This is a genomic window from Streptomyces sp. NPDC002463 (assembly GCF_042889835.1).
Classification (GTDB): Bacteria; Actinomycetota; Actinomycetes; order Streptomycetales; family Streptomycetaceae; genus Streptomyces; species Streptomyces nymphaeiformis.
In genome coordinates this window covers 58,954-85,139 of the sequence record NZ_JBIARL010000022.1, presented here as the reverse complement: position 1 = coordinate 85,139, position 26,186 = coordinate 58,954, and the positions used below count along the sequence as shown (strand labels likewise).

Below are 26,186 nucleotides of genomic sequence, written 5' to 3'. Positions count from 1 at the left end.
CGAGTCACGGGTGCTGGCATCGTGGCGTCCCGTGTGCCGACCTGTGGAGCGAGCCCATGCCATTCGCCGCCATCACCTACGACATCAAGCCCGGCTGCGAGGCCGAACTCACCGAGATCTTCGGCAGCTTCCGCCGCGTGGCGTCCGACCGGGTGCGCGACGCGGGCGGGCAGGACGCCGGCCGCATCCTCGCCACGGCCGTCTTCCTCCGGGACGACACCCTGGTGCGGGTCATCGAGTACGAGGGCGACCTGGACGCGGTGGCGCGTCACATGGCGTCCCAGCCGGGGGTGCGCGAGGTGGAACGGAAGCTGAAGCCGTACCTGACCCGGCCCCGGGACACCGACACCGTCGAGGGGTTCGTCGCGACCTTCCGGCGCAGCCTGCTGCGCACGGTGGCACAGATCTCGGTACGGGACGTGCCCGCGGCTTCCTGACCGTACGCGCGGATCGGGCCGGCCCCCTCCCCGGGGGCCGGCCCGATCCGTCAACCCTGCAGTGCCGCCACGCTGTTGAGGGCGAGCGCCACCACCGCGAGGGCGCAGCGCAGCAGGTGCCATCGCCGCCACAGCGGGCGCGGGTCCGTCCAGTCGGCGGGCAGCCGTTCCGGGTCGGTGACGGCCTTGACCCGGCGGTTGATCGGGACGTTGCACAGGTGGGACACGGCGGAGACCCCGAGCAGCAGGGCGGCCGCCGCCGCGGCCGGCACTCCCCCGTCGCCGGACACCGCCCACAGGATGTCCGCCAGCGTCGAACCGAGGACGATGACCGGCATGGTCGGGTCCCAGTTCCGGCCCAGCAGCTGGTGCGCGTAGACGTAGGTGCCGGCCGGCATCGCGAAGAGCGCGGGGAGAACGCTCAGCGCGACGGCGAACAGCACTCCGGCGGTGACGCCGCTGCCGAGCAGCGCCAGCACGCCCAGTACCGTGGTCATGGGCCGTCCCTCAGCGCCGGGTCGGATGGGTGTCCACGGTGAGCTGGGCGATGGGCCGCATGACGGCGTCACGGAAGTACGCCGCGAAGCCCTCGGCGGTGGTGGTGTCCCGCTCCTCGGCGAGGTACGGGGCCAGCCGCTCCTCCAGCACGTGCACTCCGCGCTGGGCCGCCATGTGCCGGCCGATCTCGGCGAAATCGCCCTCGTAGTGAATGACCCGGACGAGGACGTCGTCCTTGACGAACACGCCGGTGCCGAGCAGCCGCCCGGCGGAACCGCCGTCCTCGGCCGTGTAGTCGGGGGTGTCGACCCGCTGGAAGTCCGCGAAGACCGCGGCTATCTCGTCCTCGTGGCCGGGCTTGACCCGGTAGGTGATCGCTGCGTACGGCATCACGCGGCTCGCAGACCGAGAGTGTCGTTGATGAGGCCGAGGAACAGCCGGGGGGTCTCGACGGCAGCCACCTCGTCGTCGGACAGTTCGATCCCGAGCTCCCGGTCGAGGACACCGGTGACCTGAAGCAGGGCGAGGGAGTCGTAGCCGAGCTCGAGGAACGGGACGTCGATGACGTCGTCGGTGTCGAGGTCGTAGGTGTCGCTGTCGCCGGCGCACTCGCGCAGCTTCGCAATCAGCTCGGGCAGGGTGAACGTGCTCATCGGGCACCTTCCTGAGGGATGGACGGGATCGGGCGAAAGCTCAGATGGCCCGCAGCAGCCGGGCGGAGGCGACGCTCTGCGGTGGCGCGGCGAGGGCCGGGTCGGCCTCCAGCAGGGCGCTCTGCAACTCGCGCAGTTCGGGGGAGGGATCGAGTCCGAGCTCGCGGCTGAGCAGGGTGCGCAGGCGCTGGTAGGTCTCCAGGGCGGTGCTGCGGCGTCCGGCCCGGTACAGGGCGATCATCAGCTGCGCCTGGAGGCCCTCGTGCAGGGGGTACTGGGCGCAGAGTCCCGCCAGTTCGCCGAGCAGTTCGTGATGGCGCCCGAGCCGCAGGTCGGCCTCGATGCGCCGGCCGAGGATGCTCAGCCGGGACTCCTCAAGGGCGCGCGCCTCGGCCTCAAGCAGCGGGCCGCACTGCACGTCGACCAGGGCGGGCCCGCGTGACAGCGCCAGCGCCTGCCGGAAGACGGCGGAGGCGGTCACACAGTCACCCGTCTCCATCGCGCAGTGTCCGCGCCGGGCGAGCCGGTCGAACTCGGCGCTGTCCAGCGTGCCGCCCTGGGTGTCGAGCAGATAGCCGCCGGGCTCGGTGACCAGCACGCTCTTGGAGCCGAGCGGCAGATCGGCGGGCAGCTGCCCGTCCAGCGCGGCGGAGATGCAGCCGCGCAGCTGCAGCACGTACGTCTGCAGGGTGGTCTGGACGCTGCGCGGCGGGTCCTCGCCCCAGACCTCCTCGATCAGTGACTCCACGGACACCAGCCGGTCCGCCCGGCAGGCCAGCAGGGCCAGCACCTTGCGCGGCTTGGCGGCCGTCGGCACGACGGACACCCCCGACTGGTCGACCCGGAGCGGGCCGAGCAGGCCGATATCCATATCGCCTTCTCCTTTCGAGGTTCGCGGTGGTGCCGGGGTCAGTCGACGGCGGCGAACAGCTGCTCCTCGGCGAGCAACTCGCCCAACACGCGGGGAAGTTCGTCGTCGCGGACGAAGAAGTGGCCGCCGGCCAGGGTGCGGAAGCGGAAGGACGAGGTGGTCCAGCGCTCCCACTGGGCGACGGCGCCCGGGGTGGCGACTCGGTCACTCTTCCCGGCGAACGCCCAGATCGGGCACGGCAACGGGTTGCGGGCCCCCTCGCGCAGCGCCCGGCCGAGGCTGAGGTCGGCACGGGTGGTGGCAAGCATCTCGCGCAGCCACTTGGGGCGTGCGAGGAGTTCCTCGGGCACCCCGCCGAAGGACGACAGCAGGGCCAGCAGCGCCTCGTCGTCCAGGTGGCCGGCCCCGATCAGCGGATTGGGCAGGTCGGGCGGCATGCAGGCGCCGACCACCACGCCGACGGGCGCCTGTCGTCCGGAGCCGATCCGGTGCTCGGCGAAACGGTAGGCGACCAGGGCGCCCAGGCTGTGGCCGTAGAAGGCGTACGGGCCCTGTTCGAGGAGCGGGCCGAGGTGCTCGTCGAACTCGTCGAAGAGCGAGGCGACATCGGTGATCCGGGCTTCGCCGAGCCGGCTCTCCCGGCCCGGCAGCCGGACCGGTACCACCGAGACCTGCGGGCCGATCCGGCCGGCCCAGCCGGCGAAGGCCATCGCCCCGGCCCCGGCGTGGTGGAAGCAGAACAGCCGAAGTGGCGCCCCGTCCCGCGGTCTGGCTGCGAAATACCGGTTCACGCGGCCTCCTTCGCCCCGTCGGCACCACCGGGAGGCAGTGCCCGACGATGGTGGCCAAGGACTCTGGAAGGTCACTGGACATGAACTGGAGAAGCGATCGAAGGGGTCTTCGGCGTACGGGGCGTCTCACCCGGCGAGGCTGCCCCGGGCCGGCATGGCGGGCGCCGTGCCCTCCAGGCCGTAGTCGTCGACCGACTCGCCGCGCAGGATGGCCCGCTGGAGGTGCTGGAGCACGGCGGACGGCTCCAGGCCGATCTCCTCGATCAGCGTCTCACGCAACTGCCGGTACACCCCGAGCGCCCGGGGTGCGCGGCCGGCCCGGTACAGCGCGACGATCAGGTGCGCGTGGAGCGCCTCGTCCAGCGGGTGGTGTCCGGTCAGCGCGGACAGTTCGCCGATCACCTCGTGGTGCCTGCCGAGCCGCAGGTCGGCGCGGATCCGCCGTTCCAGCACCCCGATCCGGGACTCCTCCAGGCGGGTGGCCTCGATCCGCAGCTGGGATCCGTGCCGTACGTCGACCAGGACCGAGCCGCGCCACAGCGCGGAGGCCGCGCCGAGCAGGGCGGAGGCGTGCTCCATGTCGCCCGCGCCGAACGCGGCGTGGCCTGCGGCGGTCAGCCGGTCGAACTCGTTCGCGTCGACCGCGGAGGGTGCCACCTCCAGCACGTATCCGCCGTGCCGGGTGGCCAGCACGTGCTCGGCGCCACCGGGCAGCCCGCTGCGGGCGGCGGCGGCACGCAGCATGCGGCGCAGCTGGAGGATGTAGGTCTGCAGCGTGGTGGCGGCGCTGCGGGGCAGGTCCGAACCCCACAGCTCCTCCATCAACTGCGCCACCGACACGACCCGGTTGGCGTTCAGCGCGAGCAGCGCGAGGATCTGGCGCGGCTTGGCGGCCGTCGGGACGATGGACCCTCCGGACACGGCAGCGGTCAGTGGGCCCAGCACCTGAATTTCCATTCGTGGCTCCCCCGTCTCTTTCCGCGGATTGCCGGGCTGCGGGTGCGTCCGGTCATTCCGGATCGTGGCACGGGGAGCGTGCCGGGAACAGTGAGATCTTCAGGAGTCGGACAGGAGTGTGCGTCTGCGGGCGGAGGTGAGATCTTCATGTGGCGGGCGTGAACTCCGCACTGGCTGATTCCGGCCGACCGCCGGATGATGGTCCTGTCAACAATTCCGCCAGCAGCCCACCGGACACGCGCAGGGCGTCGAGACCGTCGCCGCTTTCGCCGAATCCGGCGTCGTACAGGGCGACGCTGATCGTGTAGCGCCCCCGCACCCCGCATGTGTGGAAACTCCACTCCTCGCCGGTGCCGGGCGAGCCGTCCGGGAGCAGTACCTCCCGTGCGTGACGGTCCTGCGGCCCGAAGCCGAACTCGGTGAAGCGGAACCGCATGCCCTGGCCGATCGCCTTGCTGTACGCCTCCTTCAGGGTCCACAACCGGACGAGGGCGCTGTTCCGCGCGTCCTCGGGGAGCTTCGCCAGCTCGGCCAGCTCGTGCGGGGTGCACATCTGGGCCTCGGTGCCGAGGCCTGTCATCCGGCGGTCGTTCAGCTCGGCGTCGACCCCGATCCAGCCCCGCCGGGTGAGCCCGACCACGATCAGGTCGGCGGTGTGCGTCAGGCTGATGTCGAGCTGCTCGTGACCGCGCAGGTACGGGCGTCCGCCCAGCTTGTAGGCCAGTTCCAGCGCCCCTGGCGGCTCGCCCACCACCGCTCCGGCGGTGTGTTTGAGCATCAGCCGGGAGGCCACGAACCGGGCCTTCACCATGGGGTGCCGCATGCGCCGGAAACGGGCGTGGTCCTGCCCGAGCTGCTCGGACAGGCCGGGGTCGCCGAGGTCGGCGGGCAGCCAGTCGTCCAGCCGGGCGTGCACCAGCGCGCTGCCGTGCCGGGAGATCGCCTCGCGCACCTCCGCCCAGGGACCGTCCGGTCCGCGTACCTGGATCGGACGGTCGAACACACGCAGGATCCGCGGGTCGGTCCCCGGGTCCGGTGAGGAGAGCATTCAGACCGCCCCGACCGCGGCGAGCCGCCGGGTGAGGAGTCCGAGGATCGAGCCGACGGTACGCAGCTCGGGCAGGATCTCCGGCATCGACAGTTCGCCCAGTTCGGGGAACCGCTGCTCCAGCTGGCACTTGAGTTCCAGCAGCATCACGGAGTCGAAGTCGAGGTCGTCCACCAGCTGGAGCTCCTCGTCCAGAGCGCCGTCGTACTCCTCGGGCGCGTCGCCGTCGAGCAGGTCCGGTGTCATTCCGCTGACGCCGAGCAGGGCGAGGCGCAGCCTCGGTGCGACCGTGCCGGCGGTGACCGTGCCGACCGTCATGACGCGGCCCGCCCGTCGCGGCCCGCGGCGGTCGCCCGGTCCGCGAGGTATGCGGCCAGGCCCCCCACCGTCTCCGACGCGTAGATCTCGTCGGGCTCCAGCTCCAGACCGAAGACCTCGTCGAGCGCGCCGATCAGGCCGAGCAGCCGCACGGAGTCCATTCCGAAGTCGAGCAGCGGCCGGCCGGCGTCGTCCCCGCGGATTCCGGGCGGCGCGCCCGCCCGGAGCCGCGCCCCCAGCCATGCGTGCAGTTCGTACTCGGTACCGTCCAGCGCGGTGAGCACCAGGTGCCGCCGGTGCCACGTCCGGTGGGTCATCGGTCTTCCCTTTCCTCTCGTGCCTCTCGCTCCGCTCCGGGTGCGCCGGGGGAACCGGCCAGGGGCGTGTCGTAGAGGTCGTAGCTGCGGTGCTCGCGGTACCTCGCCAGCACCTCGGCGAGCAGCGGCTCCTCGTGGTCGGGGGTGGCCTTCGGCAGGGCGGTGCCGAGGCGCCGCAGCACCCGGGTGAGAGCCGCCTCCAGCCACTCCGGACGGGCCAGGAAACCGCTGCCCGCCGACCGCTGGTGGCGCCAGACGCCCAGGCAGGCGGCGCCGACCAGGATCAGCGCGTAGCGCTCGGCCAGGGCGTGGCCGCGCGGGTCGCCGAGCGCGGAGCGGCCGTCCCGGTCGAGTCCCGCGCAGCCGTCCCGGAGCAGGGCGAGTTCCCCCGCGAGCAGCCGGACGAGTTCGGCGGGCCGGTCGCTTTCGGGGCCTGGGGCGTCGGCGGCGAGCGCCAGTGAGGCGGCCAGCGGGTCGCCGTCGGCCGCCGGGCTGAGCCGGCCGAGATCCAGCGGGGGCAGCCCGTCGGCCTCCAGCCGGAACAGGCCGTCCACGGGCACGGCGGCGGACGCGAACCACGCGGTGCGGGCGAGGCGGGGCAGTTGGGGGATCACCGTGGCCCGGCAGGCCGCGGAGCCGGCCGCGCCGAGGCCGATCATCGGCAGGTCGCGCACGTTCTTGCGGAAGGCGGCGTACGCACCGTTCCGGGCGTGGAAGTCGGCGCCCAGCAGGGTCGACAGCTCGTAGGAGGTGTCGGTGAGCAGTTGCGGCAGCAGGTACTTGACGGCCGCCGCGTACAGTCCTGCGTCCTCCGGAACCAGATGGACCGCGCGTGTCGCCACCAGTGCCAGGCAGTCGCACAGCAGCAGGTCGACGAAGGCGCCGGTCAGGGTGCTCCTGGCGTGCGAGAGGCGCTGCGGGCCGGTGACGTCGTCGGCGGCGTCGCCCACCACGCCGCGGTCCACGGCGCAGGCGACCGCCGTGCGCAGTGCGGTGTCCGCGCAGCCGAGGGCCGCGGAGGGGCCGACGCCGCGCGTCACGGAGAAGATCCGCAGGACGAGTTCCAGTCCGCGTCCGGGCTCGCCGACCAGCGCGTCGGCCGGCACCGGACTGTCGTCGAACTCGATCCCCGCCACCTGGCAGCCGCGGATGCCGGAGGTCCGGTGCCGGGGAAGCGCGGTGACGCCGCCCGCGGGCAGCGCGTCCCGTTCCACGAGCAACGCGGAGTGGCTGTCCCGGCCGGTACCGGTGCGGGCGAACAGAACCAGGGCGGCGGCCCGTTCGACGTTGTTGAGCGCCTCCTTGCGTCCGCTGAGCCGGAAGCCGCCGGGTCCGCCGCCGGCGGTGGCGGTGGCGGTCAGCTCGTTGGACAGGAAACTGCTGCCGGCCGCCAACTCCGGGTACGCGGAGACGAGATGGTGCCCGGTGAGCAACAGGCGGGCCACGGTCCGCCGCTGCTCCGGGCTGCCGGCCGCCCAGACCACCACCGCGGCGAGGAAGCTGGTGATGCCGTGGCCGAGGCCGAGGGCGGCGTCACGCCGGAAGACCACCCGGGTCACCCGGGCGAGGGTGTCGAGTCCGGTCAGCCGGCCGCCGAGGTCACGGGGTACGAACTCGGCGTTCAGACCGTACCGTTCGAGCAGCCGCTCGGCCGCCGCCAGGGGTTTCCCGCGGGCGTCGGCGGCGACGAACGCGGAAGTGCCGACCGGGTTGTCCGCGTCGGTGGGATTCCCGAATCCGTGCTCCAGCTCGGCGACCCGTCGCCGTACCTCCTGCTCCTGCTCGCCCACGGCTGCCCTCTCCCACCTTCAGGGACGACCCGGCCGGCCGACCGTCGCCACGGGGCCGGAGGCCACGGCGTGCAGCGGCTTGATCCGGCCGCTGAGGAACAGCTGACGCATCGCGGTGCGCCGCAGCTTGCCGCTGGTGGTGCGCCGTACGGTGCCGGGCCTCACCAGCAGCACGTGCTGCACGGCGATGCCGAACTCCTCGGCCACACAGCTCCGTACGGTGTCGGCCAGCGCGGGCAGTTCCTCAGCCCCGCCGCGCGTGCTGGTCCGCACCTCCTGGACCACGACGACCTGGTCCTGCTCCTCCCCCACCGCGAAGGCGGCCCCCGATCCGAACAGCACACTGAGCCTCTGCACCTGCTGCTCGATGTCCTGGGGGTAGAGGTTGCGCCCGGCGACGACCAGCACCTCCTTGAGCCGGCCCGCGACGAACAGCTCGCCGTCGTCGAGGAAGCCCATGTCGCCGGTACGCAGATAGCCGTCCTCCTCCGGGTCGGCCCCGGCCGGTGCGGCCCGGAAGAGCTCGGCGTTCTCCAGGGGGCGGTTCCAGTACCCGCCGGCCACGCTGCTCCCCCGCAGCCAGATCTCGCCGACCTCGCCCTCCGGCAGGGGGCACAGCGTCTCCGGGTGGACGATCAGCGCCTCCACCTCGTCGATCACCGGGCCGACGGGCACGAAGGTGCGGGACGGCCGTCCGGGCACGGTCGGCTCGATCCGGTTGGCGGCCAGGGCGGCGGCGTCCACGGTACGCCGGGCCGGTCGTGGGCCGGTGCCGCCGACCGCCACCAGCAGGGTGGCCTCGGCCAGGCCGTATCCGGGGCGCAGGGCCTCCGGGCGCAGGCCGGCCGGGGCGAACCGCGCGGCGAAGGCGTCCAGGGTGTCGGCCCGGACGGACTCCGCGCCGCTGACGGCCGCCTCCCAGCGCGTGAGATCGAGTTCGGCCGCCTGCTGATCGGTGACCCGCTCGACGCACAGCCGGTAGGCGAAGTCGGGCGCGCCGGAGACCGTGACGCCGTACCGGTCGATCATCTGCAGCCAGCGGAGCGGTCGCAGGGCGAAGGCGCGCGGCGGCATCAGCACGGTCGAGGCGCCGAGGAACAGCGGATGCAGCAACTGGCCGATCAGGCCCATGTCGTGATGGAACGGCAGCCAGCCGCCGAACCGGGAGTCCTCGCCGGTGCCGAGGGCGCGCTGGATGGCCCCCTGGTTGGCGAGCAGCTGGGCGTGGCTGACCACGACGCCCTTCGGCCGGCTGACCGAGCCGGAGGTGTACTGCAGCAACGCCGGCTGGTCGGGCGGGACGGCGGGGCGTTCCCAGGTGTCCGGGTCCCCCAGGTGCGGGCGGTCGGTCGCCAGGCACGGGATGTGCGACTGGCCGGCCGCCGCGAGCAGCTGGGAGACCGCCGGCGCATGGTGGGTGTCGGTGAGCACGAGCGCGGCGGCGGCGTCCTTGAGGATGCCGACCAGCCGTTCGACCGACTGCCGGGTGCCGCTCGGGACGGGTGCGGGGACGGGAATCGCCCCGGCGTACAGGCAGCCCAGGAAGGCGGGCAGGAAGCCGGCGGTGTCGCCGTGGCAGAGCACCACCGGCGACCCGCCCGGCCGGTGCTGCTGGAGCCGGGAGGCGATCCCCTTCGCCGTGCGGTCCAGCCGGCCGTAGGTGACCATGACGTCGTCGCCGTCCCCGGTGAGACGGTACGCCTCGCGGTCCGCCAGCTCCGCGCCCCGGCGAAGCAGCAGGTCGGTGAAATCAGCAGCTCTGGCCACCACAACTCCTCTACGTCCGGTCTCCCTGCACCGGTCGAGCGTGTGTGCCATCGCTCAAGCCCGGCTCGAAGCCGGGGGGACCGCGTCCGCTCCGTTCACCAGCCCTTCAGCCGGGACAGCATGCGCACCCGGCGCAGTTGCCGCGACAACCCCAGTTCGGCCTCGCTGAGCGGGCGGTCGACGACGACCTTCTCGGGGTGGTCCGCCCCGGGCGGGCGGCGTACCCGTGCCTCGTTCGGGGGGCTCAGCAGCTCGGCTATGACCGAAGGGGGCGGCATGAAGCCGTACATCACCCCGAGGATCGCAAGCTGCCGCAGGAAGCCGGCCAGGGAGCGCTCGGTGGCGGGCGACATGGTTCCTCCTCCTTGTACGTGGCTGGTGGGGGCCCGGATGGAGCTGCAACAGCCTCGCACCAGGCGCTCAAGTCGTACTCAGGCCGCGCGCTGCCAGCTCAGGGGAGACTCGTACTCCGGAAGGCGCGGGCTCGGCAGGCGCGCGGGTGCGCACGGCGGGCCGGCGGCGGCGAGGAGGGCGGCCAGTACGGCGGTGAGTGCGGCGAGTTCCTCGGCGGTGGGTGTGCCGCGTTCGATGCGGAGGTCGAACATCGTCGGGCGTCTCCTCACATGGGCTGGTTGCCGTGTTTGCGGCTGGGCAGCTCCGCGTGCTTGGCGCGGAGCATGGCGAGTCCGGCGGCCAGTACGGCACGGGTCTCGGCGGGGTCGATGACGTCGTCGACGAGACCGCGCTCGGCCCCGTAGTACGGGTGCATCAGCTCGCTCTGGTACTCCTTGATCCGCTGTGCCCGCATCGACTCGGGGTTCTCCGCCGCGGCGATGTCCCGCCGGAAGATCACGTTCGCCGCGCCCTCGGCTCCCATGACGGCGATCTCGTTGGTCGGCCAGGCGTACGCCAGGTCCGCGCCGATCGAGCGCGAGTCCATCACGATGTAGGCGCCGCCGTAGGCCTTGCGCAGGATCAGCGAGATGCGCGGGACGGTCGCGGCGCAGTAGGCGTACAGCAGTTTGGCACCGTGCCGGATGATGCCGCCGTGCTCCTGGTCGACGCCCGGCAGGAAGCCCGGCACGTCAAGCAGCGTCACCAGCGGGATGTTGAACGCGTCGCAGGTCTGGACGAAGCGCGCGGCCTTGTCCGAGGCGTCGATGTCCAGCACGCCCGCCAGTGACTGCGGCTGGTTGGCGATCAGGCCGGTCACCTGGCCGTCGATCCGTGCGAGTGCGCAGATGACGTTGGTCGCCCAGTGCTCGCCGACCTCCAGGTACTCTCCGTCGTCGACGATCTCCTCGATCACCTCCCGCATGTCGTACGGGCGGTTGCCCTCGGCGGGCACCAGGTCGAGCAGCACGTCGTTGCGGCGCTCGACGGGGTCGTCGGCCGGCCGCGCCGGGGGCGCCTCCCGGTTGTTCTGCGGCAGCAGCGACAGCAGATAGCGCACCTCGTCGATGCAGGACTGCTCGTCGTCGTGGACGAAGTGGGACACTCCCGAGACCGAGGAGTGGACGTCGGCGCCGCCGAGCCCGTTCTGGGTGATCTCCTCGCCGGTGACCGCCTTGACGACGTCCGGGCCGGTGATGAACATCTGCGAGGTCTCGCGGACCATGAACACGAAGTCGGTCAGCGCCGGCGAGTACGCCGCGCCGCCCGCGCACGGGCCGAGCATGACGGAGATCTGCGGGATCACCCCGGAGGCCCGGCTGTTGCGCTGGAAGATGCCGCCGTAGCCGGCGAGGGCGGTGACCCCCTCCTGGATGCGGGCGCCGGCGCCGTCGTTCAGGGAGACCAGCGGCGCGCCGGCCGCGATGGCCATGTCCATGATCTTGTGGATCTTCTGGGCGTGCGCCTCGCCGAGCGCGCCGCCGAAGATCCGGAAGTCATGTGCGTACACGAACACCGTCCGCCCGTGCACGGTGCCCCATCCGACGATCACACCGTCGGTGTAGGGCCGTTTCGCCTCCAGGCCGAAGCCCTGCGCACGGTGCCGGCGCAGCGGCTCGACCTCGTGGAAGGAACCCTCGTCCAGGAGCAGTCCGATGCGCTCGCGCGCGGTCAGCTTGCCCTTGGCGTGTTGAGCCTCGGTGGCCTTGTCATCGGGGCCCCGCAGGATCCGCTCCCGGATCTCGTGCAGCTCGGCGACCCGTTCCCTTGCGGTCATGGCATCCTCCTCCGCGCGACGGCTGCGGTCACGCTGGGAGAGGCACCTCGGAGCAGGCTGGAGACCCGGTCGACACGCGCCCGGCGAAGGCGGCACACGGGCGGTGCGCAGCCTGGCACCCGCCGGAGCCGGCCGGTAGTGCGGGGCTCCTGGCTCTCGCCATGACTTTTTCACGGAGCGCCCGTGAGAGCGGCACTGGTCAAGGATCGCTCGGATTTCGTTTACTCCTTGCCTGAACACGGCTCCAGCGTCCATCGACTCGCGGCCGGATCCGGCCGGATCAACGGAGGAAGAGCATGTCCATCGACAAGGACTGGCGTTTCGCAGAGCTGATCGTCCGAGCCTGGACCGACCCGGCCCTGCGCCGCCGGTACGAGCAGAACCCGTACCAGGTGCTGGCCGAGGCGGGCATCCGGCCGCTGCCCGGGGAGAGCGCACCCGCGCTGCCGCTGGCCGAGGAACTCGACGTGGTCGTGGACCGCTTCGAACTGCTGCCCGCCGACGCCCCGGCAGCCGGTGCCTGCCTGAGCATCTGCGACGTCGAGACCGACACCGCCGGCCGCGGCGCGGAGGCCCTGACGATATGACCGGGCGCAGGAGGAACGACGGGGCGCCGCTCATCGGTTTCAAGCGCCACCTGCGGTTGGAGGTGATCTCGGGGGACGCCGTCTACCTGATGTCGGAACACGGGGTCGCCGCGGTCCGCGGCCCCCATCTCGCGGCCCTCGCGCCGCTGCTGGACGGCACGCGTGACCTCGCCACCCTGCTGGAGGCCGCGGCGCCCCTCGTTCCCCCTGCGCAGGTCGCGCAGATCGTGGGGCAGCTGACCCGCTGCGGTCTGCTCGGCCACCGCCCACCCCAGGAGAGCGGCGCCGAGGACCCCGCGGCCCGCGCGTACTGGGACCTCGCCGGCACCGAGGCCCCGGACGGGACCGGGACGGTGCGCATCGTCACCGTCGGCGACCTGGACGACTCCGGGGCGGCCGCCGCGTGCCGTCGCGCCGGGGTCACCGTCACCGAGTCCGGCGCCCCCGCCACCCTCGACCTGGTCCTCTGTACCGACTACCTCGACCCGCGGCTGGCCGCCGTGGACGCGGCCCGCCGCGACGACGGCCGCCCGTGGCTTCTCGCCAAGCTGTGCGGCACCACGCTGTGGGTGGGCCCGGTGTTCCGGCCCGGCACGGAGGCCGGCGCCTGCTGGAACTGCCTGGCCCACCGGCTTCGCGCCCACCGCTGCGCCGAGGCGCCGGTCCGCGTGGCGCACGTCGGGGCCGCGGTGGACGTGCCGCACGCCGGGCTTCCGGCCACCCGCGCGCTCGGCGCCCAGATCGCCGCCCTGGAGTGCGTCAAATGGCTGGCGGGACACCGCGGCGAGGAGCACGACCGCGTGGTCACCCTCGACACGCTGAACCTGACCAGCCGGTCGCACCCGCTCACCCGGCGCCCGCAGTGCCCCGAGTGCGGGGACCCCTCCCTGATGGCCCGCCAGGCGGCCCGGCCGGTCGTCCTGACCGACCGCCACCGCACCGTGCACACCTCCGGAGGCCACCGCGCGCTGTCCGCGCAGGCGATGCTGGACCGGTACGGCCACCTGGTCGACCCGGTGACCGGCGTCGTGAAGGAGATCCGCCGCGACCGGCGCGGCCCCGAACTGCTCAACGTCTACCGGGCAGGACACAACCTGGCCCTGACGCCCCGCCACATGACGGAACTGAACGCCTCGCTGCGCCAGGAGAGTTCGGGCAAGGGAAGGACGGCCCTTGACGCCCGGGTCGGCGCGCTGTGCGAGGCGCTGGAGCGGATCAGCGGCCGGTGGCAGGGCGACGAGTCCGTCGTACGGGGCTCGCTGCGCACGCTCGGACCGGACGCCGTACACCCTGCCGAATGCCAGCTCTGGCACGAGCGACAGATCGCCGAGCGCGCCCGGTGGAACGCCGGAGGCCACCCGTTCCACCAGGTGGCCGAGGCGTTCGACCCGGACGCGGAGCTGGACTGGTCTCCCGTCTGGTCCCTCACCCGGGAACGGCACGTGCTGTTGCCGACCGCGCTGCTCTACTACCACGCCCCCGACGCGGCCGGCCGGCGGATGGTCCGCGCGGACTCCAACGGCTGCGCGGCCGGCAGCTCGCTGGAGGACGCGGCCCTGCAGGGTCTCCTCGAACTCGTCGAACGCGACGCCGTCGCCCTGTGGTGGTACAACCGCACCCGCCAGCCGGGCGTCGACCTGACCGCCTTCGACGACCACTGGACCGCCGAGGTGCTCCGGGCGCACCGGGAACTCCACCGCGAGGTCTGGGCGTTGGACCTCACTTCGGACCTCGGCGTGCCGGTGTTCGCCGCGCTGTCCCGGCGCACCGACCGGGGCGTCGGCGCCCCCGAGGACATCGTCTTCGGTTTCGGCGCCCACCCGGACCCGGCGATCGCCCTCTCCCGGGCGGTCACCGAACTGAACCAGATGCTCCCGCCGGTCCTCGACTCCCACCCGGACGGCACCGGGTACGCCTGTGCCGACAAGGTCGCCCTGCACTGGTGGCGCACCGCCGCCCGGGACGCGATGCCCTACCTCGCCCCCGATCCCGGCGTCCCCGCTCGCACCCCGCTCGACTACGGATGGAGCGGTGTCGGAGGCGTGCTCGAGGAGTTCCAGAACCTGCGCCGAACCATCGAGAGCAAGGGGTTGGAGGTGTGCATACTGAATCAGACCCGTCCCGACCTGGGCCTGCCCGTGGTGCGGACCCTGGTTCCCGGTCTGCGGCACTTCTGGCCCCGGTTCGCCCCAGGGAGACTCTTCGACGTCCCGGTGTCCCTCGGCAGACTGCCCGAGCCGACGCCGTACGAGGGGCTGAACCCGATACCGCTGTTTGTCTGAGCATTGCCGAGCCGCGTAACGCCGAGCCCGAGCAGGAGCGATCGTGCCACCCGTGCAACCCCTGGGAAGTACAGCGCCCACCCCCTCGATCGAACTGTGGTCACTGCGGGAGGAGACCCTGCTGGAGGAACTCCCGGAGGGTTCCGCCCTGGTGCTGCACTCCCGGTGGGGCGACCTGCGCATCCCGCGCCCTGGAGCGGTGCTCACCGAGACGCTGCGCCGCATGCTGCTCGGCCCCGTCCAGCTGGAGAACGTGCCCGGTGTCGACGAACTCGCCGCTCGGCTCCGCCTGTTGCAGGCGTTGCGGCAGCTGTCCGGGCTCGTCGTACGCTCCGTCGGCGCGCCGGACGGCGAGCGGCCCCTGCTGTCCGTGGTGCCGACGGTCACCGGCGCCCGCCTCGATCCGGTGCCGGTGCCGGCCGGGCACATGATGCGGCTGTCGCGGTTCGCCACGCTGCGTTCCAGCGGCCACGACATGGTGCTGGAGTCGCCGCTGTCGCAGTTCCGCGTCGTCTTCGCACGGCCCGAGGCGGGCTGGCTGATCAGCTCGCTCAGCCGGCCCGTCACCCTCGAACGAGCCGCCGCGCGGATGCCGTTGGCTGCCCCGGTGGTCGGAGCGCTCGTCTCCCACCTCGTCGCCACCGGCATGGTGGAGGTCGCGGAACAGACCACGGCGCCCCACGACGCCGTCTTCCCCGAGGACCACGATCCCGCGCTGCTCCCGTGGTCCGCCGACGACCTGCGCTTCCACTGGAGCAGCCGCCCCGGCGGCCGCGACGGCGACTTCGGCGCCACCTACCCCCTGCGGGGCCGCCAGGAAGAGCCGCCCCGGCTCAAGCAGCCACCGAGCGGGCCCCGGATCAAGCTGCCCGGGCCGGGCCCCGGCGTCCCCGACTGGGACACCTCCCTGACCGAGGTCCTGGAGCGGCGGCGTTCGGTTCGCGACCACGGCACCACCGGTCTGACGCTCCACCAGCTCGGTGAGGTCCTCCACCGCTCCCTGCGCGTCCGGGAGCCCGCCGGGCCCGGCGCCCCGCAGCGCCGCCCGTACCCGAGCGGCGGCGCGCGCTACGAGCTGGAGTGCTATCTGACCGTGGGCCGATGCGCCGGCCTCGAACCCGGCGCCTACTACTACGACCCCCTCGACCATGCGCTGATCCGGCTGCCCGCCCGCGCACAGCTGGCCACCGCACTCCTCGACGAGGCACAGGCCGGCACGGGCATGAGCGCCCGGCCCGCACTGCTGCTCACCTTGACGGCCAGGTTCGCCCGGGTCTCCTGGAAGTACAGCGGGCTCGCGTACGCGTTGACACTGAAGCACGCAGGCGTGGTGCAGCAGACGCTGTATCTGCTGGCGACCGGCATGGGTCTGGCACCGTGCGCGCTGGGCACCGGCACCACCCAGCTGTCGGCGGAGGCGTTCGGGCTGGACTGGCGGGAGGAGTCGGCGGTCGGCGAGTTCATCCTCGGCACTCTCCCGGAGGAACGCGAAGTGTCCTCAAGGGACTGAACAACAACCGTCACACCACGCATAGTTGGCTGCAACGTCAAGGGACGGCATTACCATCGACCGTTGCCCCCGTCCGGTGTGACCAGAGGGAGAGCCATGACAGACCGTTACACGGAGAGCCCCGTCAGGCAGGAACCCGGAGTCCGGGTCCTCGGCATCGAGGCTCCGGCGCCACGGTTCGCACTGGTCGTGGTCTGGACGGTCATCGCGGCGTTCCTGACGATGCAGGTCGTCGACATCCTCAACGAAGGGATCACCGCGGTCACCGTCGCCTGCAGCGCCACCGTGCTGCCCGCGATCCTCGGACTCCAACTGGTCCACACCCTCCCGCGGTTCCGCCGGCTGCGCGCCAGATACGGACGCTGGACGCTGCTCGGGCAGGCACTGCTCACGGTCGTGCCCGTGCTGTTACTCGGCGGGCCGTGGGGCGGGATGGGCGGCTTCACCGGCGCGTCCATGCTGATCCTGCTGCCCCGCCGAGTGGCGCTCCCGGCGTTCGGCGCGCTGATCGTGGCCATCGGCGTGGGCACCGCCCACACCGACCAGGGCACCTTCGTCAACGTTCTGTACATGATGATGTCGACGCTGGTCACCGGCATCATCGTGTACAGCCTCACCCTGCTGTCCGACCTCACGCTGGCCGTGCACGAGGCGCAGGAGGACATCACCCGCGTCGCCGTCATCAAGGAACGGCTGCGGTTCGCCCGGGACCTGCACGACCTCCTGGGCTTCACCCTGTCGGCGATCACGCTGAAGAGCGAGCTGGCCCACACGATGGTCAACCGCTCGCCCGAGCGGGCCAGGGCGGAGCTGGAGAGCATCGTCGAGCTGTCGCGTCAGGCCCTGCGGGACGTCCGCGAGGTGGCCCGGAGCTACCGTTCGATGTCGCTCCTGACGGAGCTGTCCTCGGCCCGCTCCGTGCTGTCGGCGGCCGGCATAGACGCCCATCTACGGGTGGACTGCGGCCGGTTGTCGGGGAGTGCCGACACCGTGCTGGCGACGGTGCTGCGTGAGGGGGTCACCAACGTGATACGGCACAGCAAGGCTTCCCGCTGCACCATCGAGGCGGTCGCCCAGGAAGGCGTGATCAGCCTGCGCCTGGCGAACGACGGCGTGCCGCCGCGGCTGCGCGAGCTCGGCCGGTGCCGCCCGGAGCAGCTCGTCCGGGACAACGGCGGCCTGTCCAACCTCGCCGTGCGGCTCTCCGAGGTCGGCGGCGCCTTCTCCGCCGGGGTGCGCGAGGACGGCTGGTTCCACCTGGAGGCCTCGGCCGCGGCGGACGCCCACGAGGCACCGGTGCCGGACGCGGACGCCTCCGACGACGAGAGCCTGGTGGGTGAGCACGGGGCCCTGCTCCGGGACCGCGCCCGGCCGGAGGACGTGATCCGGTCGAGCAGCCCCGGGGCTTCCTGAGCCCGGCGCGATCGGAACGAGCGACCCTGGGGGCGTCCTGCCGATCGGTCCGGACTCACGACGCCCGGCCCGATCGGCAGCCCACCGCCTAGAGCCAGCCGGCCTCGCGCGCGATCCGTACCGCGTCCAGCCGGTTGCGGGCGTTCAGCTTGACCGAGGTCGCGGTGAGGTAGTTCCGCACGGTGCCCACCGACAGGTAGAGCCGGCCCGCGATCTCCGCGACCTCGGCGCCGTCCGCCGCCAGCCGCAGCACCTCCGTCTCCCGCTCGGTCAGCGGACTGTCCCCGCTGTCCCACGCGGCCACCATGAGATCCGGGTCCACGACCCGTTCACCCTGGGCCACTCTGCGTATGGCCTGGGCGAGTTGACGCGGCGGCGCGTCCTTCAGGATGAACCCGCGCACCCCTGCGCGCAGCGCCCGCCGGAACGTTCCCGGCCGGCCGAGGCTGGTGAGGATCAGCGTCTGGCACTCCGGCAGCACGTCGCGCAGCTCGGCCGCCGCGGTGAGTCCGTCCATGCCCGCCAGATCGATGTCGAGGACCGCGACGTCCGGCCGCTGCTCCAGGGCCGTGGGGACGATCTCGTCGCCGTTCGCCAGCTCCGCGATGACGTCGATGTCCTCTTCCAACTCGAGGAGCGCCACCAGAGCGCCTCGCACCATGTGCATGTCCTCGGCAAGCAACACCCGGATGATCAACGTAAGCTCCCCCCAGCCGCGCTCGATCGCGAGGGCAGATGTTACCCCGGCCCAGCCTCCCGCCCACGCTCCGGACGCCCCCGACAAGGGTCCGCCCCTGGGCCGCCGTTCCCGACTTCCCGGGCGAAGCGGCGCAGGGCGAGGTGGCCCAGGATCGCGGTGCCGGGGGTGAGGGCGGTGAGGCAGGCCCAGGTGGGCATGTGACCGGTGGAGGGCGCGAGGTTGGCGCGGAGGCCGAACCCGTCGAGGACTTCGAGCGCGCGACGTCGGGCGGCCGGGGCGGGCATGCCGAAGCAGCGGCCGCGGAAGGCGAGGTCGTCCGCGACGGTGAGCGCGCGGTCCAAGGTGTCGGCCTGGGAGACGACGCCGATACGGGACTTCACGGCGACCGGGTCGGTACTCACCTCGTGACCGGCGACCCGTGCCTTCCGGCGCCGTTGGTTCCGAGCAGACCGGAGAACTCGCCCTGATGTACCGTCAAATCCATTCCGTCGACGGCGACGAGGCCGCCCCGCGCGCGGGTGGATCTTGCGCAGGCCCTCCGTGCGGATGGCCGCCGGGGCGAGGGCATGGCGGGGGTGGGGCGCATGGGGGTGCTCCAAGGTGCGGTGGCGAGCATGTCGGTCAGGCGTGCGCGGCCGGTGTCGGTGAGCGCGACGTAGGCCACGCGGCCGTCGCGGGCGTCCGTCTCGCGCGTCACGAGGCCGATCCGCTCCAGCGGGGCCAGGCCCCGGGTCACCCCGGAGGCGGTCGGTCCAAGAGCCTCGGCCGGGCCGACCCGACGCATCCGACCGCCCGGCGCCTCCCCCAGCCCCAGCAGCATCGCGAAGTCGGCCGGCTCAAGGATCAGTTCAGCCGATGGCGGCGGCGCACCCGTTTCAGACGCTGTTGGCGTCCAGCAGGCGGCACGTGCGGTCGCTCGCGCCGCTGAGGGTGAGGGGGACGCCGATGCCGGCGCACATGCGGTGGGCGCGGGCCAGGGCGCTGAGGGTCGCGGGGCTGGGGTCGGCGGCCGGGACCGCGATGACGACCCGGACGGGCCGGTGCTCCTGGACGAGGGCCTGGATCTGGAGCGCCGCCGCGGCGCGGTTGGTGACGTCCAGGTCGCGGTGGAGCGTGACGTGCAGGGCGTCGTGGCGTACGGCGTGGCTGATGAGCAAGGTGTCCCTCCGCGCAGGACGAGGAGGCCCACGGCCGGACGGTCGGTGTGGGCGGTTCGTCCGAGGATGTCACGAGTGGTGGCCCGAGAGCGTTCTCGGGGCGTTCACCGCGCGGAGTGTCGGTGGCGCGCCACAGGAGACGGCCCGGCCGTGGCGGGTGCAGGCCGTGGCGGGGCTGCGGTCATGCCGGGGTGCCGGCCGCGCCGGGACGCCGGACATGGCAGGGCGCCGGTCATGGCGAGGTGGCCGGTGCCGTCGCGTCCGGGATGGGCCGGAGCCCGAGCCGCGCAGCGGGCTCGGGCTCCGGCGGGGTGCACGTCAGGCGTGCACCGGCGTGGTGCCCGCCTCCCGGACGGGCGTCACGCTCGTGGGTTTCAGTGCCAGTACTTCATGGTCGAACCTCCTCCCCCGCTCGTGGGCGCAGGGTGACCTCGAAGCGGTCGAGACCGCGGAGGGTCAGATTGCGCCGGTGGTCCGGTTCCGCGACCGCCCGTGCGTCCGGGTAGTCCCTGGCCAGGGCCCCGAGGACCGATCCGGCGAGCCGGATCGCCATGGACGCGCCCAGACAGGCATGGGCCCCGCGCCCGAACCCGAGGTGCGGGTTGGGGGCGCGGTCGAGTCGCAGCTCTGTGGGGTGGTCGAAGCGCAGCGGGTCGTGGTTGGCCGCGCCCAGGAAGAGCGTGACCGGATCACCCGCCTTGATGGTGACGCCACCCAGTTCGGTGTCGGTGACGCAGACCCGGGCGTCCGCCTGGACCGGTGCGTCGTACCGGATGAGTTCGTCCACGGCCGTGGCCGGGGTCGCCCGGAACGCGTCGAGCGCGCCGGGGGTGGTGAGGAGGGCGGCCGCGGCGTTGCCGAGGAGCCGCGAGGCGGATTCGTAGCCGGCGTGGAGGACGGCGCGCAGACTGTTCCGAAGAACCGTTTCTGCCACTCCGCTGTCCGCCGCGTGCTCGGCCACGTAGGCGATGAGGCCTTCCTTGGGCGGGTCCGCGAGCCAGCCGCCGGCGTACTCCGCGAGCCGGGCCCGGGCCGCGACGGCGGGCTCGTGCTTCTCGGGCCAGAGCCCGGCGTCCATGCCGTCGACGACGGTACGGGACATGGGCACGAACCAGTCGAGCTCGGGCGCCGGGACGCCGAGGAACGCGGTGACGAAGCGGAGGGCGACCGGCTCGGCGAGCTCTCCGACGAAGTCGAAGGAGGGCCGCCGGGCCAGCTCGGCGAGCAGGTCCGCGATCTGGAGCTCCAGACCGTCGTGCAGGGCCTGCCGGTCCTGGGCGCGGAAGCCGTCGAGCAGCAGGTGCCGGATGGCGGTGTGCTCCGGCGGGTCGAGGGTCTGGACGCTCAGCAGCGGCGCGGGGATGTCCTCGCCGGCGCGGCGCCAGTCGGAGGCGAAACGGTTGCTGTCGGTGAGCACCGCGAGGCAGTCGGCATGGCGGGTCAGGACCCAGGAACCGAGCAGTTCGTGCCAGAAGACCGGCGTCGTCTCCCGCATGCGGGCGTAGGCCGGGTAGGGGTTCCGCAGGATCGACGGACGGGCCAGATCCAGAATCGGGTCCACGGCTGCCGCTTGCTCCACGAAACGTCTCCCCCTGCACATCCGGCCTGGTTGAGGCCTTGGTTGCTGACCGAGTTGAGCGCACGAGACGCCGGATCACCGGTGGGTGGAACGCCTCGTTGGTGCTTCACCGACTGTTGGTCGGTGCTTCTTCGAACATCATCCGAGCCGAGCGCCGGTGACGCTACCACGCAACTGGGGTGGCTGGTATGACTACCTGCCACAGATCTTTCACAAAGCTTCGGGGAGTTACGGAAGATGACCGGCCAAGATCAGACAATCATCCACGATGTCCCGGTAAACGTTGCTCAACAGCCCAACCCCTACCCGCTCTTCGAACGCATCCGCGAGCACGGAGTCGTGCAGCGCGTCCGGCTGAATCCCACTCTTGAAGTCTGGATGGTCACCGGTTACGACGAGGCGGTGGCCGCGCTCACCGACCCGCGCCTCAGCAGCAGCCCCGTCGGGGTCAACGGCCTCGAGGAGGAGATGGCCCACCAGGAGCGCACCAACGTCCTGATGGCCAGCATGCTCGTGGCCAACGGCGAGGACCACACCCGGCTGCGCAACCTGGTCTCCAAGGCCTTCACCTTCCGCCGCGTGGAGGCGCTCGCACCCCGCGTCCAGGCGCACACCGACGCCTTCCTCGACGCGATCGCCGCGCGCGGATCCGCCGATCTGGTATCCGAGTTCGCGCTGCCGCTGCCGATGGCCGTGCTCAGCGAGCTCATCGGCATCCCGGCCGAGGGGCAGCCGGACTTCGCCCGCCTGGCGGTGGGCCTCATCATGCCGCCCAACACCCCCGAACGGCTCGCCAAGGGTGCCCTGGCCAGGGCCGAACTCACCGAGTTCTTCGAGCCGTTGATCGCCGCGCGCAAGGCCGACCCGAAGGACGACCTGCTGAGCGCGCTCTGCGCCGCGCAGGCCGAGGAGAAGATCAGCGACCGCGAGCTGACGGCCATGGCCATCCTGCTCACGCTCGCCGGCCACGAGACGACGGCGAGCCTCATCGCGAACGGCGTCCACGCCCTCCTGCGCCACCCGGAGCAGTTCGCCGCGCTGCGCGACGACCCCTCGCTGCTGCCCGGGGCGATCGAGGAACTCCTGCGCTACGAGGGCCCGGTGAGCCGGGGCGTCGCGCGCTTCACGGTCGACGCGTACGAGATCGGCGGGGTCACCGTCCCGCCCGGCGAGATGATCATCATCGGGCTCGCCGCGGCCAACCGCGACCCGGCACGCTACGACCGCCCCGACATCCTCGACGTGGCCCGCCGCGAGGTCCCGCAACAGCTCGCTTTCGGCCATGGTGTGCATTTCTGCCTGGGCGCTCCGCTGGCCCGCGCGGAGGCCAGGATCGCCATCGGCACCCTGCTGCGGCGCTTCCCCGACCTGCGGCTCGCCGACCCGGACGCCGACCTGAGCCGGCGCGAGGGCATCCTGCGCGGCATGGCGACGCTGCCCGTGACCTTCACCCCGCAGGCGTGAGGGGGACGACGGTGACAGCGGCGAACTTCGACGAGATCGCCCCGGGGTACGACGCGTCGCGCGGTGGTACGGCGCGTGCCGCCGGTTTCGCGGAGCAGCTCGCGCCGCTGCTCGACCCGGCCCGGCCGGTGCTCGACATCGGCGTCGGTACGGGCATCGTGGCGGCCGAGCTGACGACACGGGGGTACACCGTGTTCGGCGTCGACCTCTCGCCCGGGATGCTCGCGCGGGCGCAGGCCCGGCTCGGCGCGCGGGTGGCCGTGGGCGACGCCGGCCGGCTGCCCGTGCGGAGCGGGTCGGTGGACCAGGCGGTCTCGACCTGGCTGCTGCACGCGGGCCCGGACAACAGGGCCGTCCTGGCCGAGGCCGCGCGGGTGCTGCGGCCGGGTGGGCGCTATCTGGTGATCCCGGCGGGCGGCACGCGCCCGGCGGACGATGTCGGCGTCCTCGTAGGAGCGTTGGAGGACCGCCTCGATCCGGAGGGCAGCCGCCGCGACGGACCGGAGTGGCTGGCCCCGATCGCCGCGGCGCGGGGTCTCGTCTACGAGGGGACGGCGTCGGAGCGCCCCACGTCCTTCCAGGTGACGCCCCGTGCGATGGCCGAGTCGCTGACGCGCGGCCTGTTCACCGGTGCGTGGGCGGTGGGTGGGGAGGCGACCGCCCTCGTCGACGAGACCAGAGCCCGGCTGCTCGCCCTCCCCGACCCGGACGCCCCCCGGGTCAGAGAGGCGGCGGACGTCGTCCTGGTCTTCACCCGGAAGACCTGACACCACGGCCCGCGAGGCCGAGCGGCCGGGGCGCCCGTCAGGCGCCGCCGCGCAGCGCCGCCGCGTAGGCCTCGTCGGGGTCGAGGCGGCGGAGTTCCTCGGCGATCAGCTCCGCGGTGGTCCGGACCTTCAGGGCGAGGACCCTGTTGGGCTGGCCGGGGATGGCGAGCCGCGCGACCGGGCCCTCGGGCCGGTCGATGCGGATCTCGCCGTCGGCGGTGCCCATGCGGACGGCCGTGACGACGGGCCCGTCGGTGACGACCCGGTCGACGGAGACGCCGAGCCGCACCTCGAACCAGCGGGCCAGGAGTTCGGCGCTCGGGTTCTCCGCCTCGCTCTCGACGGCGGCCGAGGTGACGGTGAGCGGCGCCTGGTCGAGGGCCGCGGCCAGCATCGAGCGCCACGGGGTGAGCCGGGTCCAGGCGAGGTCGGTGTCGCCGGGCGCGTACGAGGCGGCGCGCTTCTCCAGCGCGGCGAGCGGGTCCTCGACCGCGTACATGTCGGTGATGCGGCGCTGCGCCAGCGAGCCCAGCGGGTCCCGGGAGGGCACCTCGGGCGCGTCGACGGGCCACCAGACGACGACGGGCGCGTCCGGCAGGAGCAGCGGCAGGACCACCGAGTCGGTGTGGGCGCCGACTTCCCCGTACAGCCGGAGCAGGACCGTCTCGCCGGAGCCCGCGTCGGTGCCGAGCCGGACCTCGGCGTCGAGCCGGTTCTCGTGCCGGTCACGCGGAGTGCGCGCGTGCCGCTTGATGACGACGAGGGTCCGGGAAGGGTGTTCCCTGGAGGCCTCGTTGGCCGCCTTGACGGAGTCGTACGCGTTCTCCTCGTCGGTGACGACGACGAGGGTGAGCACGGCGCCGACGGCGGGGGTGCCGACGGCCCGGCGGCCCTGCAGGATCGCCTTGTTGATCTTGCTGGAGTCGGTGTCCGTCAGATCGATCTTCATGTGCGGCGCCCGTCCCTTCCTCTGCCGCGAGCCTAACGCGTTCGAGCACCCCGGCGGGACGCGTCCTACGCCGGCTCCGAATTCGGCTCCGGGTCGGGCGACGCCTGGTCCTGGGCGCGGCGGTTGACGACGGCCGCGGCGGCGATCGCGGTGCCGAGGAAGGCGGTGACGACCACCCAGGGACGGTCGAGGACGTGTCCGGTGGCGTGGTCCAGGGAGTACCGTCCGGCGCCGGTGATGCCGATCGCGGCCGCCGTGAAGCCGAGGAACGCCGGGTACTCGTAGCCGCCCGCCGCGGCGAAGAAGCCGGCCGGGGCGTGGACGGCGACGGCTCCCGCCATCGCACCCGCCGCGGCGGCGCCGGCGGCCGGGGTGGCGAGGCCGAGGGCGAGGAGGGCTCCGCCGCCCGCCTCGCCGAGCCCCGCGGCGATCGCGCTCTCGCGGCCCGGATGGAAGCCCATGGCCTCCATCGCCTTGGTGGTGCCCTCGATGCCGCCTCCCCCGAACCAGCCGAGGAGCTTCTGCGTGCCGTGCGCGGCGAGCACGGCACCGGTGCCGACTCTCAGCACGAGCAGTCCGAGATCGCGTCGGTTGGGGTGGCCCATGGGGTTCTCCAGGTGCGGGAGGCGGACGCGTACGCCGTCCACTCTCGTCCCGCCCACTCCCCGGCGCCCTCCGGAGAGCATTCCGAATAGGCCATACGAGTCATGTTTTGCGGCGATTGCCCACTGTTGCTTGACTGAGGGTGCTTTTCGTCCCCGAGGGAAGTGGGTACGCATGTCCGCCGAGTCCACCAAGACCGCAGCCCTGCGGGAGAAGGTCCGGGCGCTGATGCCCCGGGCGAAGGAGGACCTGACCGCACTGGTGGCCATGCGTTCCGTCGCCGACCCGCGCCAGTTCCCGCCCGAGGAGTGTGCGAAGACGGCCGACTTCCTCGTACGGGCCTTCACGGAGGCCGGACTCCGCGACATGCGCCGGGTGACGACCCCGGACGGCACGGACGCGGTGGTGGGGCACGCGCCGGGTCCCGAGGGCGCGCCGACGGTGCTGCTCTACTGCCACTACGACGTGCAGCCGCCGCTCGACGACGCCGCCTGGAAGACCCCGCCCTTCGAGCTCACCGAACGCGACGGGCGCTGGTACGGCCGCGGCGCCGCCGACTGCAAGGGCAACATCGCCATGCACCTGACGGCGCTGCGCGCGCTCGGTGGACCGGAGGGCCGGGGCTTCCCCGTGAACATCAAGTTCGTGGCGGAGGGCTCGGAGGAGCAGGGGACGGGCGGGCTGGAGCAGCTCGTGCCGCTCCAGCCCGAACTGTTCGCCGCCGACACCCTGTTGGTCTGCGACACCGGCAACTTCGCGCTGGGCCTGCCCACCGCCACCACCTCGCTGCGCGGGCTCACCAACGTCGTCGTGACCGTCTCCACCCTCAAGGGCGAGATGCACTCCGGCATGTTCGGCGGCCCCGCGCCCGACGCCCTGGCAGCGCTCGTCCGGATCCTCGACGGCCTCCGCGACGAGCACGGCAACACGGCGATCAAGGGGCTCGCCGACGACGGCACCTGGGACGGGGTGGACTACCCGGTCGAGCAGTTCCGTACCGATGCGGGCGTCCTCGACGGGGTGTCCCTGGTCGGCACGGGTTCGGTGGCCGACGAGCTGTGGGCCCGGCCCGCCGTCACCGTCCTCGGCATCGACTGCCCGCCGGTGGTGGGTTCCTCGGCGGCGATCCAGGCGAAGGTGCGGGCCAGGGTCAGCCTTCGGGTGCCACCGGGGATCGACGCGAACGACGCCCTGCGCGCCCTCACCGACCATCTGACCTCGGCCGCCCCGTGGGGAGCCCGGGTGGAGGTGGAGCCGGAGAGCGCCGGCCAGCCCTTCAAGGCCCGCACCGACGGACCCGCCTACCGGGCCCTGGGGTCGGCGCTGCGCGAAGCGTACGGAAAGGACATGGTCCAGTCGGGGCAGGGCGGGTCGATCCCGCTGTGCAACGTCCTCGCCGCGCAGTTCCCCGAGGCGGAGATCGCCCTGATCGGCGTCGAGGAGCCGGGCTGCCTCATCCACGCGCCGAACGAGAGCGTGGACCCCTCCGAGATCGAGCACATGGCGCTGGCCGAGGCCCTCTTCCTGAGCTCGTACGCCACTCCCCTCTGACCCCGCC

The 26,186-nt window shown here is 72.7% G+C and carries 29 protein-coding genes; 8 read left to right on the top strand and 21 right to left on the bottom strand.

Annotated features, from left to right (window positions below):
• The first annotated feature begins 56 nt into the window (after window positions 1-56).
• Complete coding sequence (locus tag ACFYX3_RS34005; RefSeq protein ID WP_389021887.1) at window positions 57-437, top strand: SchA/CurD-like domain-containing protein; 381 nt, start codon at window positions 57-59, stop codon at window positions 435-437.
• 50 nt (window positions 438-487) lie between these two features.
• On the opposite strand, the gene ACFYX3_RS34000 is transcribed toward ACFYX3_RS34005, so the two are convergent.
• The 14 genes from ACFYX3_RS34000 to ACFYX3_RS33935 form a co-directional block, all read right to left on the bottom strand.
• On the bottom strand, window positions 488-934 hold the full coding sequence (locus ACFYX3_RS34000; protein ID WP_389021883.1) for a DUF1772 domain-containing protein: 447 nt from the start codon (window positions 932-934) through the stop codon (window positions 488-490).
• A 10-nt stretch (window positions 935-944) separates the two neighbouring features.
• Window positions 945-1,325, bottom strand: a complete 381-nt coding sequence (locus ACFYX3_RS33995; protein WP_389021880.1) for a SchA/CurD-like domain-containing protein — start codon at window positions 1,323-1,325, stop codon at window positions 945-947.
• On the bottom strand, window positions 1,325-1,588 hold the full coding sequence (locus ACFYX3_RS33990) for an acyl carrier protein (RefSeq protein WP_116157716.1): 264 nt from the start codon (window positions 1,586-1,588) through the stop codon (window positions 1,325-1,327). Before ACFYX3_RS33990 ends, ACFYX3_RS33995 begins: the two co-directional genes overlap by 1 nt.
• 40 nt (window positions 1,589-1,628) lie before the next feature.
• Entirely contained in the window at window positions 1,629-2,459 is an 831-nt protein-coding gene (locus ACFYX3_RS33985; protein ID WP_389021875.1) for a BTAD domain-containing putative transcriptional regulator, read from the bottom strand.
• A gap of 38 nt (window positions 2,460-2,497) precedes the next feature.
• Window positions 2,498-3,250 carry a thioesterase II family protein gene (locus ACFYX3_RS33980; RefSeq protein WP_389021872.1) on the bottom strand — a complete coding sequence of 251 codons (753 nt, stop codon included), beginning with the start codon at window positions 3,248-3,250 and terminating at the stop codon, window positions 2,498-2,500.
• 126 nt (window positions 3,251-3,376) lie between these two features.
• Window positions 3,377-4,207: an AfsR/SARP family transcriptional regulator gene (locus ACFYX3_RS33975; protein WP_359517533.1), complete on the bottom strand. Its 831-nt coding sequence runs from the start codon at window positions 4,205-4,207 to the stop codon at window positions 3,377-3,379.
• A gap of 145 nt (window positions 4,208-4,352) precedes the next feature.
• Window positions 4,353-5,210, bottom strand: a complete 858-nt coding sequence (locus ACFYX3_RS33970; RefSeq protein ID WP_389021869.1) for a 4'-phosphopantetheinyl transferase family protein — start codon at window positions 5,208-5,210, stop codon at window positions 4,353-4,355.
• A gap of 45 nt (window positions 5,211-5,255) precedes the next feature.
• Window positions 5,256-5,573, bottom strand: a complete 318-nt coding sequence (locus ACFYX3_RS33965; RefSeq protein ID WP_382660591.1) for an acyl carrier protein — start codon at window positions 5,571-5,573, stop codon at window positions 5,256-5,258.
• Complete coding sequence (locus tag ACFYX3_RS33960; protein ID WP_382660590.1) at window positions 5,570-5,890, bottom strand: acyl carrier protein; 321 nt, start codon at window positions 5,888-5,890, stop codon at window positions 5,570-5,572. The genes ACFYX3_RS33965 and ACFYX3_RS33960 overlap by 4 nt, the downstream gene beginning before the upstream one ends.
• Window positions 5,887-7,680, bottom strand: coding sequence for an acyl-CoA dehydrogenase family protein (locus ACFYX3_RS33955; protein WP_389021865.1), 1,794 nt, complete (start codon window positions 7,678-7,680; stop codon window positions 5,887-5,889). Before ACFYX3_RS33955 ends, ACFYX3_RS33960 begins: the two co-directional genes overlap by 4 nt.
• 18 nt (window positions 7,681-7,698) lie before the next feature.
• The gene (locus ACFYX3_RS33950) at window positions 7,699-9,447 is read right to left on the bottom strand and encodes a fatty acyl-AMP ligase (RefSeq protein WP_389021861.1); all 1,749 of its coding nucleotides are present in this window, start codon (window positions 9,445-9,447) and stop codon (window positions 7,699-7,701) included.
• A gap of 95 nt (window positions 9,448-9,542) precedes the next feature.
• Window positions 9,543-9,800 carry a DUF6059 family protein gene (locus ACFYX3_RS33945; RefSeq protein WP_389021859.1) on the bottom strand — a complete coding sequence of 86 codons (258 nt, stop codon included), beginning with the start codon at window positions 9,798-9,800 and terminating at the stop codon, window positions 9,543-9,545.
• Between the two features lie 78 nt (window positions 9,801-9,878).
• On the bottom strand, window positions 9,879-10,052 hold the full coding sequence (locus tag ACFYX3_RS33940) for an acyl-CoA carboxylase epsilon subunit (protein WP_389021856.1): 174 nt from the start codon (window positions 10,050-10,052) through the stop codon (window positions 9,879-9,881).
• A 14-nt stretch (window positions 10,053-10,066) separates the two neighbouring features.
• Window positions 10,067-11,617 carry an acyl-CoA carboxylase subunit beta gene (locus ACFYX3_RS33935; RefSeq protein ID WP_376583223.1) on the bottom strand — a complete coding sequence of 517 codons (1,551 nt, stop codon included), beginning with the start codon at window positions 11,615-11,617 and terminating at the stop codon, window positions 10,067-10,069.
• Window positions 11,618-11,913: 296 nt separating this feature from the next.
• Between ACFYX3_RS33935 and ACFYX3_RS33930 the strand changes: the two genes are divergently transcribed.
• The 4 genes from ACFYX3_RS33930 (at window position 11,914) to ACFYX3_RS33915 (ending at window position 17,409) form a co-directional block, all read left to right on the top strand.
• Complete coding sequence (locus ACFYX3_RS33930; RefSeq protein WP_352029327.1) at window positions 11,914-12,204, top strand: hypothetical protein; 291 nt, start codon at window positions 11,914-11,916, stop codon at window positions 12,202-12,204.
• Window positions 12,201-14,486, top strand: coding sequence for a TOMM precursor leader peptide-binding protein (locus ACFYX3_RS33925; protein WP_389021852.1), 2,286 nt, complete (start codon window positions 12,201-12,203; stop codon window positions 14,484-14,486). The genes ACFYX3_RS33930 and ACFYX3_RS33925 overlap by 4 nt, the downstream gene beginning before the upstream one ends.
• Before the next feature lie 52 nt (window positions 14,487-14,538).
• Complete coding sequence (locus tag ACFYX3_RS33920; protein WP_389021849.1) at window positions 14,539-15,996, top strand: SagB family peptide dehydrogenase; 1,458 nt, start codon at window positions 14,539-14,541, stop codon at window positions 15,994-15,996.
• A 96-nt stretch (window positions 15,997-16,092) separates the two neighbouring features.
• Window positions 16,093-17,409 (top strand): sensor histidine kinase, encoded by a 1,317-nt coding sequence (locus tag ACFYX3_RS33915; protein WP_389021846.1) that lies wholly within the window; start codon window positions 16,093-16,095, stop codon window positions 17,407-17,409.
• An 88-nt stretch (window positions 17,410-17,497) separates the two neighbouring features.
• Here the strand turns inward: ACFYX3_RS33915 and ACFYX3_RS33910 are convergent, their stop codons facing one another.
• From ACFYX3_RS33910 to ACFYX3_RS33890, 5 genes are all read right to left on the bottom strand, one after another.
• On the bottom strand, window positions 17,498-18,106 hold the full coding sequence (locus tag ACFYX3_RS33910) for a response regulator transcription factor (protein ID WP_389021843.1): 609 nt from the start codon (window positions 18,104-18,106) through the stop codon (window positions 17,498-17,500).
• 41 nt (window positions 18,107-18,147) lie between these two features.
• Window positions 18,148-18,510 (bottom strand): hypothetical protein, encoded by a 363-nt coding sequence (locus tag ACFYX3_RS33905; RefSeq protein WP_389021840.1) that lies wholly within the window; start codon window positions 18,508-18,510, stop codon window positions 18,148-18,150.
• Complete coding sequence (locus ACFYX3_RS33900; protein ID WP_389021837.1) at window positions 18,507-18,845, bottom strand: hypothetical protein; 339 nt, start codon at window positions 18,843-18,845, stop codon at window positions 18,507-18,509. The genes ACFYX3_RS33905 and ACFYX3_RS33900 overlap by 4 nt, the downstream gene beginning before the upstream one ends.
• Window positions 18,846-18,984: 139 nt before the next feature.
• Window positions 18,985-19,266 carry a hypothetical protein gene (locus ACFYX3_RS33895; protein ID WP_376583208.1) on the bottom strand — a complete coding sequence of 94 codons (282 nt, stop codon included), beginning with the start codon at window positions 19,264-19,266 and terminating at the stop codon, window positions 18,985-18,987.
• Window positions 19,267-19,654: 388 nt separating this feature from the next.
• A complete protein-coding gene (locus ACFYX3_RS33890) occupies window positions 19,655-20,827 on the bottom strand; it encodes a cytochrome P450 (RefSeq protein ID WP_389021833.1) in 1,173 nt (390 codons plus the stop codon).
• Between the two features lie 357 nt (window positions 20,828-21,184).
• Here ACFYX3_RS33890 and ACFYX3_RS33885 point away from each other — a divergent pair, with 357 nt between their 5' ends.
• Complete coding sequence (locus ACFYX3_RS33885; RefSeq protein ID WP_389021830.1) at window positions 21,185-22,309, top strand: cytochrome P450; 1,125 nt, start codon at window positions 21,185-21,187, stop codon at window positions 22,307-22,309.
• A gap of 11 nt (window positions 22,310-22,320) precedes the next feature.
• On the top strand, window positions 22,321-23,076 hold the full coding sequence (locus tag ACFYX3_RS33880) for a class I SAM-dependent methyltransferase (protein WP_389021827.1): 756 nt from the start codon (window positions 22,321-22,323) through the stop codon (window positions 23,074-23,076).
• Window positions 23,077-23,113: 37 nt separating this feature from the next.
• Here ACFYX3_RS33880 and opcA read toward each other — a convergent pair whose 3' ends face one another.
• Together opcA and ACFYX3_RS33870 are read right to left on the bottom strand one after the other, a co-directional pair.
• A complete protein-coding gene (gene opcA / locus ACFYX3_RS33875; RefSeq protein ID WP_376583200.1) occupies window positions 23,114-24,025 on the bottom strand; it encodes a glucose-6-phosphate dehydrogenase assembly protein OpcA in 912 nt (303 codons plus the stop codon).
• 65 nt (window positions 24,026-24,090) lie between these two features.
• On the bottom strand, window positions 24,091-24,630 hold the full coding sequence (locus tag ACFYX3_RS33870) for a DoxX family membrane protein (RefSeq protein WP_389022003.1): 540 nt from the start codon (window positions 24,628-24,630) through the stop codon (window positions 24,091-24,093).
• A gap of 172 nt (window positions 24,631-24,802) precedes the next feature.
• Between ACFYX3_RS33870 and ACFYX3_RS33865 the strand changes: the two genes are divergently transcribed.
• Complete coding sequence (locus ACFYX3_RS33865) at window positions 24,803-26,179, top strand: dipeptidase (protein WP_389021823.1); 1,377 nt, start codon at window positions 24,803-24,805, stop codon at window positions 26,177-26,179.
• Window positions 26,180-26,186 lie beyond the last annotated feature (7 nt).

What these genes read in the sequence shown, in the direction of transcription:
- ACFYX3_RS34005 (WP_389021887.1), top strand. Translation starts at nt 57, where the DNA reads ATGCCATTCGCCGCCATCACCTACGACATCAAGCCCGGCTGCGAGGCC.
- ACFYX3_RS34000 (WP_389021883.1), bottom strand. Translation starts at nt 934, where the DNA reads ATGACCACGGTACTGGGCGTGCTGGCGCTGCTCGGCAGCGGCGTCACC.
- ACFYX3_RS33995 (WP_389021880.1), bottom strand. Translation starts at nt 1,325, where the DNA reads ATGCCGTACGCAGCGATCACCTACCGGGTCAAGCCCGGCCACGAGGAC.
- ACFYX3_RS33990 (WP_116157716.1), bottom strand. Translation starts at nt 1,588, where the DNA reads ATGAGCACGTTCACCCTGCCCGAGCTGATTGCGAAGCTGCGCGAGTGC.
- ACFYX3_RS33985 (WP_389021875.1), bottom strand. Translation starts at nt 2,459, where the DNA reads ATGGATATCGGCCTGCTCGGCCCGCTCCGGGTCGACCAGTCGGGGGTG.
- ACFYX3_RS33975 (WP_359517533.1), bottom strand. Translation starts at nt 4,207, where the DNA reads ATGGAAATTCAGGTGCTGGGCCCACTGACCGCTGCCGTGTCCGGAGGG.
- ACFYX3_RS33965 (WP_382660591.1), bottom strand. Translation starts at nt 5,573, where the DNA reads ATGACGGTCGGCACGGTCACCGCCGGCACGGTCGCACCGAGGCTGCGC.
- ACFYX3_RS33960 (WP_382660590.1), bottom strand. Translation starts at nt 5,890, where the DNA reads ATGACCCACCGGACGTGGCACCGGCGGCACCTGGTGCTCACCGCGCTG.
- ACFYX3_RS33945 (WP_389021859.1), bottom strand. Translation starts at nt 9,800, where the DNA reads ATGTCGCCCGCCACCGAGCGCTCCCTGGCCGGCTTCCTGCGGCAGCTT.
- ACFYX3_RS33940 (WP_389021856.1), bottom strand. Translation starts at nt 10,052, where the DNA reads ATGTTCGACCTCCGCATCGAACGCGGCACACCCACCGCCGAGGAACTC.
- ACFYX3_RS33935 (WP_376583223.1), bottom strand. Translation starts at nt 11,617, where the DNA reads ATGACCGCAAGGGAACGGGTCGCCGAGCTGCACGAGATCCGGGAGCGG.
- ACFYX3_RS33930 (WP_352029327.1), top strand. Translation starts at nt 11,914, where the DNA reads ATGTCCATCGACAAGGACTGGCGTTTCGCAGAGCTGATCGTCCGAGCC.
- ACFYX3_RS33925 (WP_389021852.1), top strand. Translation starts at nt 12,201, where the DNA reads ATGACCGGGCGCAGGAGGAACGACGGGGCGCCGCTCATCGGTTTCAAG.
- ACFYX3_RS33915 (WP_389021846.1), top strand. Translation starts at nt 16,093, where the DNA reads ATGACAGACCGTTACACGGAGAGCCCCGTCAGGCAGGAACCCGGAGTC.
- opcA (WP_376583200.1), bottom strand. Translation starts at nt 24,025, where the DNA reads ATGAAGATCGATCTGACGGACACCGACTCCAGCAAGATCAACAAGGCG.
- ACFYX3_RS33870 (WP_389022003.1), bottom strand. Translation starts at nt 24,630, where the DNA reads ATGGGCCACCCCAACCGACGCGATCTCGGACTGCTCGTGCTGAGAGTC.
- ACFYX3_RS33865 (WP_389021823.1), top strand. Translation starts at nt 24,803, where the DNA reads ATGTCCGCCGAGTCCACCAAGACCGCAGCCCTGCGGGAGAAGGTCCGG.